A 14,073-nucleotide genomic window follows, 5' to 3' on the forward strand; every position below is an offset into this window, starting at 1 on the left:
GGCCGATTGGTAAATGGCTTTGGAAGCCCGCAAGGTGCGCTGCCGCGAGATCGGCGCCGCCGACATTGATGCCGTCTCCGATCTGTTGACGCGCGGTTTTCCCGGCCGCCGCCGTGACTATTGGTTGCGCGGTCTGCATCGTCACGGCGCGCGCGATCTGCCCGATGGTTGTCCGCGCTACGGCTTCCTGCTGGAGACTGCCGGGCGCGTGGTCGGCGTTCTGCTGCTGCTGTATGCGGCCAAGCGGCCGGGACAAGAGCAGATCCTGCGTTGCAACGTCTCGAGCTGGTATGTCGAGCCCGATTTCCGCAATTACGCGACGCTGCTGACGTCGATGGCGCAGAAGAACAAGCAGGTCACCTACGTCAATATTTCGCCCGCGGTGAACACTTGGCCGATCGTCGAGGCGCTCGGCTTCAAGCGCTATTGCAACGGCATGTTCTTCGCGGTGCCGCTGCTGTCTCGAACCGAGAAGGGCGCGCGCGTCGAGGTTGTGACGGAAGCCACGGGTGAGGTCGCGGGGCTGAGCGAGGCCGAGTGCGAACTGCTGCGCAGCCATGCGGCGTATGGATGCCTGGCACTTGCGGTTCATCTGGCCGATTGCACGATGCCGTTCTTGTTCGTGCCGAAGCGCGTGAAGCACGGCCGCTTCCCGTTTCCGGCGATGCAACTGGTTTATTGCCGCGACGTGGCGGAATTCGTGCGCTGCGCCGGCGCGCTCGGCCGGAAATTGATCTGGCGCGGCCGGCCGCTGGCGATTGTCGATGCGCTCGGGCCGATCGAAGGGGTGTCCGGCTTCTATCTCGATTCGCGTGGCCGCAAATACTACAGGGGGCCGAACCCGCCGCGCTTGGCCGATCTCACCGAAACCGAGCTGGTGCTGTTCGGTCCGTGAGCTGCCGATAGCAGCGATCGGCGCGGCTCTCACCCGTGCGCGAAGTCCCAGTAGAGCTTCCTTGCGCGAGCGAACAACGGCCCTGGCTGCAGCGCGCGGTCGTCGATACGGATAATGGGTTGGACTTTGGCGAAGTTGCCGCTGGCGAAAATCTCGTCGGCGGCCACGAAATCTTCGTAGCGCAGCGTCGTCTCGATCACCTCGATGCCGGCGCTACGCAGCAGCGCGATCACGCGCTGGCGCGTGACGCCGTTGAGGAAGGTTCCGTTCGGCGACGGCGTGTAGACGGTGCCGTCCTTCGCCATGAAGATGTTGGAATTGCCGAGCTCGGCGATGTTGCCCAACATGTCGCGCATCAGGCAGTTGGCGAAGCCACGGCTCTGGGCTTCGATCATCGCGCGCGAATTGTTCGGGTAGAGGCAGCCGGCTTTGGCGTCGACCACTGCGCAGTCGCCGTTCGGCTTGCGGAACGGCGACAGCGTGATCGACAGGCCGGTCGGCTTCGGCATGGGCGCCTCGTAGATGCACAGGCACCAGTTGGTGGTGTCGGGATCGAACAGCACGCCGCCGCCGGCGCCGTTCTGCGCCCAATACATCGGCCGGATGTAGAGTTCTGCCATCGCGTCGAAGCGCTTCAGCCCATCCTGCACCAGCCCGTGCCACGTCGCCTCGTCGACCATCGGCTTGAGCTTGAAATTCGTCGCCGACCAATTGACGCGCGCAATGTGGCTGTCGAGGTCGGGTGTGACGCCTTCGAACGCGCGCGCACCGTCAAACACCATCGAGCCGAGCCACGCCGCATGGGTGCGCGGCCCCATGATCGGCACGTTGCCGTCGTGCCATTCGCCTTCGAAGAAGGTCCAGGTCTGCGAGTAGTGGGTGGGTGCGGGTGCGATCGTCATCGTTGCGTCCCTCACAGTCTGATTGCGCCGCGGGCGATGCGGTCAAAGAAGTCGTCGTCGAGCGCCACGTAGCGGCCCGCTGCGTTATCGGCGACATACAGCGGATCGACTACCAAGCCCGGGTCGAAGCCGTCGCCAATCAGCGCTTGTTTGACCTGCTTGAAGGTGCCGGTGAGATCGAGCGTCGGTCGCAGCCGCAGGAACAGCGGTCGCGCATAGGCCGGAAGCCGCTCGGCAAGATGGCGATACAGTGCTGCGAGATCGAAACCTGCGTCGGTCACCAGCGCCGCCATCCCGGCGCGGCCGTCGCAATGCGGGACGCTGACGCCGTACACGCAAGCATCGATGACGCCGGGGCAGGCGGCCAGCGTGTCGGCGACTTCGCTCGCCGCGACATTCTCGCCCTTCCAGCGGAAGGTGTCGCCGATCCGGTCGACGAAGCGGAAGAAACCCCTGGCGTCCTGCATCATCAGGTCGCCAGTGCGGAACCAGGCATCGCCCGGCGCGAACACGTCGCGCAGGATCTTGCGCTCGCTGTCGCCGTCATTGGTGTAACCCTCGAACCGTCCGCCTCCGCGCTCGGCTTCGCCGATCCGGCCGATCGCTTCTCCGGCCTCCCCGCGCGCGCAGCGGATGCAGCGCCCTTGGTCGTCGCGCGCTGGCAGCCCGGTGTCGAAGTCGAACTTCACCAGCGCGGCCGGGAAGCGATGTGCCAGGAACGACGGCAGCCGCCCGATCGCGCCGGGCTCGCCCTCGACGTTGTAGAGCGAGAAGTTGCCTTCAGTAGAGGCGTAGAACTCCAGAATCTGCGGAATCGCGAACCGGGCCTGGAACGCCTGCCAAACGTCGCCGCGCAGTCCGTTGCCGCAGGCGAGGCGCAGACGATGTCGCGTTTCGTTCGGCGAATGCGGCGTTTGAATCAGGTAGCGGCACAGCTCGCCGATATACTGAAACAGCGTGCAATCGTAGCGCACGAGATCGTCCCAGAACCGCTGCGCGGAAAATTTCTCGGCGATCACCACCGAGCCGCCGGCCATCAGCAGGCTGCCTGTCGCGACGACGCCGCCGACGCTGTGATAGATCGGCAGGCAATCGTAGATGCGATCTTCGGGCGTGACACCTGTGAGGCCGGCGAACCAGCCTGCCCAGCTCATCACGCGGCGATGGCTGACCCGCGCTGCTTTCGGCAATCCGGTGGTGCCGGAGGTGTAGATCAGAAGCGCTGGATCATCGATGGTGACGGTGGGACGTTCCTCCGCGGTCAGCGGATCGGGTTTCATCGTCGCGAGCGCGGCAGCGAGGTCGTGTTCGGCGTCGCTGCCGTCGCGCAGCCATAGCCGCGGCGCCGGCTTCAGGTATGGCCTTGCGCCTTCGTAAGCATCGCTCAGTTCGTTCGCGACGATGACGTGATGGGGCTTGGCGACATCGATGCAATGCGCCAGCGAGTTGCCGGTGAGTTGGGTATTGAGCAACGCCACGACGCCGCCGACCTTGGTGATGCCGAGCCAGATCGCCAGATAGTCGGCGCGGTTCGGCATCAGCAGCGCGACGGTGACGCCCTTGCCGACACCGTGAGCGAGCGCCCAGCGGGCGACGCGATCGATGCGCCCAGCCAGTTCGACGTAGCTGTACTGCTCGTGTTGCGACAGCAGCGCGGGGGCGTTCGGCGTCCGCGCCGCCCAATCGGTCACGGCGTCGCACAGCAGCCGCAGAGGTTCGCGCTCGATCCGCGCGGTGATCTCGATCGCGTTCAGCCAGCTCTTGGCGACCGTTGGTCGCGTGCGCGTCCTGTCGGGCGGCGGGATCGCTGCGGCAGCATCCACGGTCATCGACACCAGTTCCGAAAGTTCGTGGAGAGTTTGAGCGCAATTGTAGGCGAATGCAGTTGGCGATGTGTTGCGAGGGGGGTGGCGAAGCGCGGTTAGGGTAAACAGCTCGAACTTAACTAAAATTGTCCTCAAATAAGCAAGTGAAATTAGGGTTAGTTTGTCATCGTCTTTGAAATGTGTTGTCGGCGAATGCGGTGCATCCTAGCAAAGAGGAGGCGCGGAGTTCGGTATGGAACGTGCAGCCGCGGCGAGGGAGGATAGCTCATGCGCAACGAGACGCTTGCCATCCACGCCGGCTACGAGCCTGATCCGACCACCAAGGCGGTCTCCGTGCCGATCTATCAGACCGCGTCTTACGCGTTCGACAGCGCCGATCACGGTGCGGCCCTGTTCAATCTCGAGACTGAAGGCTATCGCTACTCGCGGATCGCCAATCCGACCACCAGCGTGCTCGAAAAGCGCGTGGCCGAGCTGGAAGGCGGTGTCGGTGCGCTGGCGGTGGCGAGCGGGCAGGCGGCGCTGCATTTCGCCTTCGTCAATCTTGCCGATCACGGCGGCAACATCGTCTCCGTGCCGCAACTGTACGGCACCACGCACACGCTGCTGTCCCACATTCTGCCGCGCCAGGGCATCACCGGACGGTTCGCTGCCAGCGACAAGCCGGAAGATATCGCCAGGCTGATCGACAGCGATACGCGTGCGGTGTTCTGCGAAACCATCGGCAACCCCGCCGGCAACGTCTGCGATATCGAAGCGATCGCCCGAGTGGCACATCGCGCCGGCGTTCCGCTGATTGTCGACAACACCGTGGCGACGCCGATCCTGCTCAAGCCGATCGACTACGGCGCCGACGTCGTGGTGCATTCGCTCACCAAGTTTCTCGGCGGTCACGGCACGACGCTCGGCGGCGCCATCGTCGACAGCGGCCGGTTCGATTGGGCCAAGCAGCCGGAGCGGTTTCCGGCTTTCAATCAGCCGGATCATTCCTATCACGGCATGATTTACGCCGAGCGGTTCGGGCCAACCGCCTATGTGGAGCGCGCGCGATCGATCTATCAGCGCACCATGGGATCGGTGCTATCACCGTTCAACGCCTTCCTGCTGCTGCAAGGCATCGAGACGGTGGCGCTGCGGATGGAGCGTCACGTCGAGAATGCCCGCAAGGTCGCCGAATTCCTGAGGGACGACCCGCGCGTGGCCTGGGTCAACTACACCGGCTTTCCGGACAGCCCGTATTACCCATTGGTGCAGAAGTATCTCGGTGGTCGTGCCTCTTCGCTGTTCACGTTCGGAATCAAGGGCGGGATGGAGGCCGGCAAGGCGTTCTACGATGCGTTGAAGCTGATCACCCGGCTGGTGAATATCGGTGACGCCAAGTCGCTCGCCTGCCATCCGGCCTCGACCACGCATCGCCAGATGTCGGTCGAGCAGCAGCGGCAGGCCGGTGTGCTGCCGGAGACGATCCGGTTGTCGATCGGGATCGAACACATCGCCGATATCATCGAGGATCTCGATCAGGCGCTGGCGCGGGCCAGCAATTCGCGGCCGCGTCAGGCTGCGGCCGAATAGGCGGGCGCCGTCCGCATGACCTTGCTGTTCGATAGCGCTGATCCGATTGCGAGCCCTGCGCTGGTGCCGATCGATGGCGAACGGCGCCGACAGCCGGATCATCGCAAGCCGATCGAGATCGGGCTCGTCAACAACATGGGCGATGCGGCGCTACGCGCGACCGAACGGCAGTTCGCCCGGCTGCTGCGCGATGGTGCCGGTGCGCAGCGGGTAAGGCTGCATTGCTTCGCGCTGCGTTCGGTGCCGCGGTCGGTGGCCGCCCGCCATCGCATCGATCGACTGTATTCGGACATCGACGATCTCGGTCGCGTGCAGCTCGACGGTCTGATCGTCACCGGCGCCGAGCCGCGCACGCCGGCGCTGTCTGACGAGCCGTACTGGGACGAGTTTCGCCGTGTGGTCGATTGGGCCGAGGCGCATACGCGCTCGTCGATCTGGTCTTGCCTTGCGGCTCATGCCGCCGTTCTGCATCTCGACGGCATTGAACGACGCCGGTTGCCGCTGAAGTGCTCCGGCGTCTACGCGGCCAAAGTCGTGCGCAACGATCCGCTGCTGGTCGATTTGCCGGTGACGGCACGGGTATCGCACTCGCGGCTGAACGATCTGGATGAGAACGATCTGTCGGGTGCCGGCTACGACGTCCTGACGTGTGCGGGCGATGCCGGCGTCGACATGTTCGCCCGTCGTGGCTGCGGCAGGATGGTGTTCTTTCAGGGGCATCCGGAATACGACGTGGCGTCTCTGCAGCGCGAATTCCTGCGCGACGTCGGCCGCTACCTCGGCGGCGAGCGTGAGGACTGTCCTGCGCCCCCCGAGAATTACTTTTGTGCCGAGACCGAAGCTCGACTCGCAGCATTCCGGCTACGTGCCATAGCTCATCGGCGGCCCGACATGATTGCCGAACTGCCGCCGCTGGCGCCGCGACCCGGCCTCGCGGCCGCGCTGAATGGAACGGCCACCTCCCTGTTTGGCAACTGGCTGTCGTTGCTGGCGACCGAAGCCTGAATTCTGCGTTTCCGGCAACTTGATGATCAATGTGCGCGCAAGCGAGCGGCGCGACCTATTCTGCCGGCTGTGACAATCGACGCCGCCGCCATCCCGTCAACAAGCGCGTCACCGAGCCGTCAATTCCAGCGAGTTGGATCGACGCGCTACGCATCAGCACCGCCAAGGTGATGAACGATATCGCGGTTGCGGCGACTGCACCGGCGATCCCGAACAACGGTATCAGGACGAAGAATCCGATCGCGCGCATCATCACGGTGCCACCGATGATCGCCAGATAGCGGCCCTCGTGGCCAGTCAGCATCAGAATCGAACCGCACGGTCCCGCTGCTGCGACGGCCGCGGTGCCGGCCGTCAAGATCGCAAGCGCGCCGTAATACGGCACGTAATCGGCGTTGAACAAATACAGGATCCAGTGGCCGCCGCCGAGCACCAGCATCAGCCCCCCGGCGACGACGGCCAGCGTCACCAGTGCGACGGAGTCGAGCAGGCCGTCCAGCTCGCGATGCTGCCGGCTGTAGTACAAATGCGGGAAATGCCGGGTCGAGAAGATGTATACCGCGCCGGTCGCCATCGCGAAGGCATTGGCTATTCGGGTGGTGACAAAATAGGCGCCCGCGACGGTGGGGCTCATCAGATAGCCGATAAGCACCACGTCGGCATACTGATTGGCGGCCTCCAGGCTGCTTGATACCCAGAGCTTGGCGGAACGTGTGCTCCAGGTTCGCAGCTCGAACGCCGAGCGCGCGCGTGCAATGCTCGGGAACTGGGCGTGGACGCGGCGCCGCAGCAAGGTCATCTGGACCATCATGGTGACGCAGGAGGCGGCGGCCATGGTCAGGAAGATCGTGTGGATTTCGATCTTGGCGCCGGTCGCGACACAGCCCAGGAGGTAGAGCGCCGGACAGGTCGCGACCATCAGGTAGGTCAGTCCGTCGCTGACACCGACGCCGACGGCGCCGCGGGTGACGTGCGCAGAGATCAGCAACAGTGCGAAACATACGAGGTACAAGGTCGTGGAGGCCGCCAGCAGGGCGTCGTGCTCCAGCGAGACCCAGACGAAGAAGGGCAGGCCAACCAGAATACCTCCGGCGAGACTGGCCAACGCCGTGAAGGTCATCGCGCCCTTCAGTTTGGGCTCGTCGCCGGCATTGGTGTATTCGCTCCACGACCGCATGATGAAGATCTGCTGGCCGAAAGTGGCCACCACGCTGAGCAGCCCGGCGGCGCTGAACAGCATCGAATAGGTGCCGAAATCGTGACCGCTGAGCGTCCGTGCAGCCAGTGTCACCAGCCCGAGATTCACGATCGTGATCAAGACGCGCAACGCGAACGCGCCGGTCATCGCGCGAATGCCGGCGTTGTTGCGCAGGTCGAGTAGTCTTGCGAGCGTGGGGCCGAATTTCAAAGTCATCAACCTCGCCCGATTGACGGGCCTGCGGATTCTAGGAAGAAGCGCGAATGCGGGAACGATCGGCTCCCGATCGGGTTCGCCACACTGACATCCCCGCATCTACCATCCTGGCGCACTGTGGCAACTTATCGTATTTGAACGCTCCTTGAGGGAGTGCTGTGCAACAATCGTCGAGGACGGTAAAGATGTTCGCGGCCCTAACCGAAGCGAGGACACACTTTGGAATCAACCAACGGCTCATCAGCGCGGGCATCGAATCGATGAATAATCGTGTCGTCAACCTCGAAACGTTCCTGAAGATCGTGGCCTGGCTGTGCCTGGCGGGGATCGCTTTCGCTACCCTCAGCCCGATCGGTCTTAGGCCGACTACTGGGCTGTCGCCGTCGATCGAGCGGTTTGGGGCATTCGCTCTGGTCGGCGCGTTGTTCGCAGCGGCATATCCCCGCTACATCCTGTTCGCCGCGTTGATCGTGCTCGGCGCTGCGGCGCTGTTCGAACTGTTGCAGGTGTTGGAGCCGTCGCGGCATGGGCGGTTGTTCGACGCCAGCGTGAAGCTGGCCGGGGGAACTTGCGGCCTCGCCGCAGGACTGATCTTCGCGCGGCTGCTGCGCGGTCGCTGAAGGTACCGGTCCGAGCCCTCAGCGGACGGCGACCGCCACCGGATCGTTGGCGCGCGTCATCGAGCGGAGCGGTTGCAGCTTGGGCTGGATCACACTGCCGTCGATCAGCTCGAGCCTGCCGCAGCGGTTCAGCGTATGCAGCTTGCGGCCCGGCCAGCGCGGTCCCGGCTCGACGATGTGGCGAACGGTCTGGGCGAACGTCTCGGGCGACAATGCGGTAACCTCGGCAAGGCCGAGAGCGCTGCCATAGCCGCGGGTGCAATCCTGGACCGGCCGCCACAGCCGCCCATTGCGGCGGACAAAGTGCCCCGCCGGGCGGGCGCTGGAGCGATCGACCAGCGCCGGAGTCATCGTGTGCGGTCGCCAAGGTCCGAATAGACCGTTCGCGACGTAGATCGACAGCGTATCGGAATAGCCGCCATCGCCGTCGTCGTCGCGGGTCGCGCCGAACAGATAGTGCAAGCCGTCGTGCTGAAGGATGGTGGCATCGGCGAGTTCGACGCCGGACAGCAGTATGGCTTGCCGTTCCCAGCGGCCCGGAAACTCGACGCAGCGATAGATCGAAACGTCGTTTCGCGCGCTGCTTTCCGGAATCATCCAGAGTTCGCCGTCATGCTCGATAAGGAACGGGTAGGACAGGTGCCATGGCTCTTGGAGTACCGGCACGGCTTCTCCGATCGGGCCGTTTTCGCCGAATTCGACCGCCGAGATCGTGCCGACGCCGACACGGTGATCGAGGTCCTCGAAGAAAACGAAAGTGCGGCCCTTCCACGTCATCGCAAACGGATCGGCGTAAAATCGGTTGGAGGGACTCGGCAGCGCCTGCCAGTCGGGACCGGACAGATCGCAGGAGCTCCAGATTCCGGCGTCGTCAGTGTAGCGCCAGCCGATCCGCCAATGCGGCGCATAGCAGCACAGCCGGTAGATCGACTTTGCCACCAACATCGCGAGGTTGCGGGTGACGAAACCCGTTGCGGAGCGAGCGCGACCGAGATTGGCGCCGTCGCGGGCGACCGTTTGCAGCCGTGGACCGCTTTCCAGCACGCCCTTCAGCAGTGTTCCTGTGCGGGCCATGGTGGCGCCGAGCGCGCCGCCGAGGCCCCGGGCGTTTTCGCCGGACGGCTGTCCGGACCACATCACGGCGCCGGTGACTTCGTCATGGATTTCGATCACTGGTAGGTCGCCAGCGAGAATCGCCGCCAATGCGGCATCTTCACCGGGGTGGCCATCGAACAGCGGGCGCAGATACAGACGGGCGGCGCAGTCGGCCTTGCGTGGTGCCGCGGTGAAGTCGATCACCACCTCCGGCTTGCCATGCGAGATGCGGAAGTCCTGCAGTAGCGCCGGTTCGGTGTCGCCGCCGCAGCGCCGGCCGCGCCGCAGCAGCATCCGTTCGAGGTCGAGCAGCGCTTCGAGACCAGCCGGGCGTTCGGTGGGCGTTGAGACCCAGCTCACCTGCAGCGTGCGTTCGCCTCCCGACAGCAAGCCGAGTAGGTTTCGCATCCACACCCTGGGGCGGTGTTGGTCAAAGCGCAGCTCAACGATCATCAGACAATCCGAGCCACCATCGCCTGCTCTAGAATTCGGACGTATTCGTCCACCATTGCGTCGACAGAGTACCTCGTCTTCAGGCCTTCGCCACTGCGTTGAAGTCGCACCCTGAGCTGCGGGTCGTCGAGAACTGCCGCGATCGCGGCACCTAGCGCAGTCGGATCTGCGGCGTCGACCAGCACCGCTGCCGGTTCTCCCTGATAGGCCAATACTTCGCGCAGCACCGGCAGATCGTTGGCGACCACTGGCACGCCGGCGTGGGCGGCCTCGACCGCGGCCAATCCAAACGTCTCCGCCAGCGAAGGAAATGCGAAAACGTCCAGGCATGCGAGGAAATCGGCGACGTCGTCTGGAGTGATTTCACCGAGAAAGAACACGCGATCGGCGACGCCGAGCTGTTCGGCCAGCGCGCGCAGTCGGGCTTCGTCCGGGCCGTGGCCGGCCAGTGCCAACCGCCAGTCGGGATGGGCAGGCAACACGCGGATGTTGGAGTCGAGCTGCTTCAGCGGGTGCAGCCGCGCTGCGGTGCCAATCACGATGCCGTCGGCCGGCAGGCCGAAACGTTGGCGCGCTGCGGCCTTGGTCAAGGCGGAGTGCTTCTGGTCGAAACCATGCGGAACATGCACCAGGCGCTTGCGATAGGAATCCGGATAGCGCGAATAATCGCGCAGCATATCGTCAGAATTCACCGTGATGGTTCGAAAGACGCCGAAGCTCCCCATTAGCAGGTCCAGCTTCTGCAGCCAGCCCGGCATCGTCAGCCGCGCCGATACCTGATTGGCGATGACTGGCGCCGGACTTGCCAGCCGCGCGATGACGCCGCCGATTGCGTTGCCGTAATGCTGGAAAGTCAGGATCACATCGGGACGCACGGCGCGGATCTGCCGGCCGAGCGCGATCAGAAAACGAAGAAACGACAGTGGGTCTCCGGGGCGGCGCGGTGCGCAATAGCCGGTGTTGGCGGGTTCATCGAAGGCGCGCGATTGGCGGAAGAAGAACAGGTTGTGCACCTCGTAACCGCGCGCTGTCAGCCCGGCGCCGACGAGGCGAGAGATTTCCTGGGCGCCGGCATTTTCGGCCTGAGTCTGGACCAGCAGGACGCGACGTCCGCGCGCGGCACTGCCGCGGGAGTCACCGTGGCCGCCGTGCCCGGCAGAAGGCGATGACGTGCCGCCGGTCGCGAAGGCACGGTCGGATCGAGTGATGGGATCGTTCACGCGCTTCGTCTCCTCGTCCCACGCGTTCCGCAAGTCGGTGTTGCAGCAGCCGAACGGTTAACAAATCGTGGACGTTCTTGCGTGACAGAGTTGTACACGTTCGAGGGTGCACGAGGCGAACTTCATTGGACCTCGGTTAATTAGTACAAAAGTGTACCTAGTCAGCTCGCGAGGCCGCTGCGGAGGGCATGCCTGCGGGTTTACTATTTGTTGACCAAAGCCCTGTCGGGGGTCGGGGTAACTCGCGCTTAACCGTAGATATTTACTTTGTTGCAGCGGTGAGCCGGGAAGAGGCAGTTGGTGTGGAGTATGCGTATGTCGGGTAACCTGCCGGGCCGAGACGCGACGAAACCCGTCGTGCATCCGACCTCGGACGTCTGGGAGAACCCCGACCAGATGCCGGTGTCCCAGACTGAACTGATCAAGGCCAAGCTGACCCCAGTGGTGGTGGTGACGTTCCTGCGTGGCAATCTGCGGCGGATTGCGGCGCTCGCTGGCGCATTTTTCGTGCTCGGCCTGATTGTCCTGTGGCTGCTTCCGGTTCGCTATGCGGCGACGGCTTTGGTGATCGTCGATCCACGTGAGCAGCGGGTCACCACCGATCCGGAAGTGTTGACCGGAATCGGGCAGGACGCCGCCGCGCTGCAGAGTATGATCGAGATCGCCAAGTCGGACGGGTTCCTCGGTCCGCTGGTCGAGAAACTCAAAGTTGCAGAAGATCGCGATATTGCCGGCAGCGAGACAGATCCGGCTCGGGTGTTGGAACGGTTTCGCAAACACCTCGACATTGCGCGGCGCGGACTGACCTATGTGATCGAAATGACGTTCGTGGCGAAGGATCCCGAACGCGCGGCGCGTTACGCCAATGCTGTGGCGGAAGCCTTCGTCGCCAGCCAGACCAAGGTCCGCACCATCGCGGCCGATGAAGCTGCAGCGTGGCTGAACAGCCGGTTGAAGACGCTGAACGAAACCCTGCGCACGTCGGAAGATGCCGTGGCGGCATTCAAGACGAAGTATCGCATCGTCGACGCTGGCCGGGAGAGCACAACGCGCCAGCTCCGCGTCACCGAACTGACGCAACAGGTCTCCGCCGCGCGGCTGCGAACAGAGGAGGCAAAGAATCGTTACGAGCAGGCGCAGCGCGATCTGAAATCCGACGTCGACGGATCCACGGGGTCGAAATCCGATCTCGTCAGCGTGCTACGGACTCAGCGGACCCAGCTCAACGACCAGATCGCGCAGAAACGCGCGGTGCTCGGTGACCGTCATCCCGATTTGGTGATCGCGTACAACCAGCTCGCCGAACTCAATCGCCAGATCGAAGCCGAGCGCAAGCGAAACCTCGCCAGCGCGAAGTCCGATTACCAGGCGATGCTCGATCAGCAGAAAGTGCTGGAGCAGCAGTTGAAGTCGCTGGAGAGCGAAATGCTCGGCGACGATCAGGCCTCGGTGAAGCTCAAGGAACTGCAGCGCGAAGCCAACGCCAATCGCGCCATCTACGAACAATTCCTGGAACGCTATAACGCGACCAATCAACAGCGACTGCTGCAGGCGACCCAGACCAAGGTGGCGTCATTTGCGACCCCGCCGACCCGGCCGACCCGACCGCCATTGCTGGTGCTGATCGCCGCGATTGCAATCGCGTCCCTGCTGGCGTCGATCGCCATCGTCGCGATTATGACTTCGCTGTCGGATCGGGCCGAGGCCGCCGACGATTCTGGTGCCCCGGAGGAAGTTGCCGCGGCTGCCCCCGCCGAAGCCGTGGCGGTATCGATGCCCGCGCCGGCGCCGGCGCCGGCGCCTGCACCTGCACCTGCACCTGCACCTGCACCTGTTCTCGTTCCTGCGCCTGCACCGGCAGAGGTCGAGCCAAAGGCGGAGGGCGGAGAAGCGTCCGCCGACGATGTCCGCCTTTCGATCATGGCGCGCATTCCCGATCTGGGCGGCGTGCGTACCTTGGGCGGCAAGCTGGCCATGCTCAACGGTGAACGCCGGCTCACTCATTACGTGGTCGGGCTGCTCGATGCGATCGGAGCCAAGCCGACGCAACGCGGCAAAGTCGTTCTGGTGACATCGGTCGCTGCCGGTGCGGGCAAGAGCTCGGTGGCCCGCGCATTGAATGCGATCGCGGTCGATCGGGGGTTGCTCAGCGTGGTGATCGAAGTCGCGGGGCAATCGCGGCCCGGCCTTTCGGCGCCGGTGCCAGATGCCGTGTCGAGTACCGGGCCACAGGTCCGGATACTGAAGACCACGATTCCGGCCGCCATCCGGCTGATTGCACCGGTTTCCGACGCGTCGGCTCAGAGCGATGTGCGCAGCGAGTTCGATCTGATCCTGATCGATGCGCCCGCCTTGGCCGAGCAGCCGGAAGTCGCCGACATCGCCGCCCACGCCGATCTCAGCTTGCTGGTAGTCGACCCCACTGTCACCGAGCGTGGCGCTACGGTTGAGGCGCAGGCGAAGTTGTCGCGTCGCGGCCGGATGCCTGTCGGGGTCGTGGTCAACAAGGCTGGCGCCCATCCGGTTTCGGCGTCGGCGACCATCGCCGCCCGGCTGGCGAGCTGATCGGCGTCGGGCGCATGGCGGCCGCAGGCGCGATCGCTCGCATCGTCGTCGGGATGACGGCGTTCGTCTGGGCCGTGCAGGCCGATGCCCAGAGTCGTTGCACCGGGCCGACATCCGGCGTCCCTGCGCAGGCGATTGCGGCGCTGGCCCGTGGTGTCAACGTGTCGAACTGGACGGAGAATGCGCGCCTGCAGGGACCGAGCCCTGAGCTGCTGCGGGCCGTGCGCGGCGCCGGCTTCACACATGTGCGTCTTCCGGTCGCCGGCGACTTGGTCATGCGTGCATTCAGTCCGCAAGCCACGATCGAACGGCAGCTCGCCGGCGTCGATCGGGCGCTTTCCGAGCTGATCGGCCTTGGGTTCCATGTTTCGGTCGACCTCCATCCGGGCGAACGTTTCGGCCGGCTGCACCGCGACGATCCGAAAGCCTCGATGGAGGCGCTGACCGACGCGTGGGGGAGCCTGGCGGCCGTCATTCGCAAGCATCCGGTCGAGCGAGTGTTTGCC

Annotated in this window: 11 protein-coding genes; 6 read left to right on the plus strand and 5 right to left on the minus strand. The window is 64.5% G+C overall.

What is annotated here, in order from left to right:
* Positions 1-13 precede the first annotated feature (13 nt).
* Entirely contained in the window at positions 14-895 is an 882-nt protein-coding gene (locus DY468_RS05890) for a GNAT family N-acetyltransferase (RefSeq protein ID WP_164603287.1), read from the plus strand.
* Positions 896-924: 29 nt separating this feature from the next.
* Here DY468_RS05890 and DY468_RS05895 read toward each other — a convergent pair whose 3' ends face one another.
* Positions 925-1,797: a branched-chain amino acid aminotransferase gene (locus DY468_RS05895; RefSeq protein WP_164603289.1), complete on the minus strand. Its 873-nt coding sequence runs from the start codon at positions 1,795-1,797 to the stop codon at positions 925-927.
* A gap of 11 nt (positions 1,798-1,808) precedes the next feature.
* Positions 1,809-3,626 (minus strand): long-chain-acyl-CoA synthetase, encoded by a 1,818-nt coding sequence (locus DY468_RS05900; protein WP_164603291.1) that lies wholly within the window; start codon positions 3,624-3,626, stop codon positions 1,809-1,811.
* Positions 3,627-3,890: 264 nt separating this feature from the next.
* Between DY468_RS05900 and DY468_RS05905 the strand changes: the two genes are divergently transcribed.
* Both DY468_RS05905 and metA read left to right on the plus strand, forming a co-directional pair.
* A complete protein-coding gene (locus DY468_RS05905; RefSeq protein ID WP_164603294.1) occupies positions 3,891-5,195 on the plus strand; it encodes an O-acetylhomoserine aminocarboxypropyltransferase/cysteine synthase family protein in 1,305 nt (434 codons plus the stop codon).
* A gap of 15 nt (positions 5,196-5,210) precedes the next feature.
* Positions 5,211-6,200 (plus strand): homoserine O-succinyltransferase MetA, encoded by a 990-nt coding sequence (gene metA, locus DY468_RS05910; RefSeq protein ID WP_164603296.1) that lies wholly within the window; start codon positions 5,211-5,213, stop codon positions 6,198-6,200.
* A 55-nt stretch (positions 6,201-6,255) separates the two neighbouring features.
* On the opposite strand, the gene DY468_RS05915 is transcribed toward metA, so the two are convergent.
* A complete protein-coding gene (locus DY468_RS05915; protein WP_246700898.1) occupies positions 6,256-7,614 on the minus strand; it encodes a lipopolysaccharide biosynthesis protein in 1,359 nt (452 codons plus the stop codon).
* A 260-nt stretch (positions 7,615-7,874) separates the two neighbouring features.
* Here DY468_RS05915 and DY468_RS05920 point away from each other — a divergent pair, with 260 nt between their 5' ends.
* Positions 7,875-8,234 (plus strand): hypothetical protein, encoded by a 360-nt coding sequence (locus DY468_RS05920; RefSeq protein WP_164603298.1) that lies wholly within the window; start codon positions 7,875-7,877, stop codon positions 8,232-8,234.
* An 18-nt stretch (positions 8,235-8,252) separates the two neighbouring features.
* Here the strand turns inward: DY468_RS05920 and DY468_RS05925 are convergent, their stop codons facing one another.
* Positions 8,253-9,782 carry a glucosamine inositolphosphorylceramide transferase family protein gene (locus tag DY468_RS05925; protein WP_164603300.1) on the minus strand — a complete coding sequence of 510 codons (1,530 nt, stop codon included), beginning with the start codon at positions 9,780-9,782 and terminating at the stop codon, positions 8,253-8,255.
* Complete coding sequence (locus DY468_RS05930) at positions 9,782-11,002, minus strand: glycosyltransferase family 4 protein (RefSeq protein WP_164603302.1); 1,221 nt, start codon at positions 11,000-11,002, stop codon at positions 9,782-9,784. The genes DY468_RS05925 and DY468_RS05930 overlap by 1 nt, the downstream gene beginning before the upstream one ends.
* Before the next feature lie 315 nt (positions 11,003-11,317).
* Between DY468_RS05930 and DY468_RS05935 the strand changes: the two genes are divergently transcribed.
* Together DY468_RS05935 and DY468_RS05940 are read left to right on the plus strand one after the other, a co-directional pair.
* Positions 11,318-13,567: an exopolysaccharide transport family protein gene (locus DY468_RS05935; RefSeq protein ID WP_164603304.1), complete on the plus strand. Its 2,250-nt coding sequence runs from the start codon at positions 11,318-11,320 to the stop codon at positions 13,565-13,567.
* A 14-nt stretch (positions 13,568-13,581) separates the two neighbouring features.
* Positions 13,582-14,073, plus strand: a 492-nt coding sequence (locus DY468_RS05940; RefSeq protein WP_502706212.1) for a glycoside hydrolase family 5 protein, incomplete at its 3' end; no start/stop codon positions are given.

The sequence above is a fragment of the Rhodopseudomonas sp. BR0M22 genome, assembly GCF_010907035.1.
Lineage (GTDB): Bacteria > Pseudomonadota > Alphaproteobacteria > Rhizobiales > Xanthobacteraceae > Rhodopseudomonas.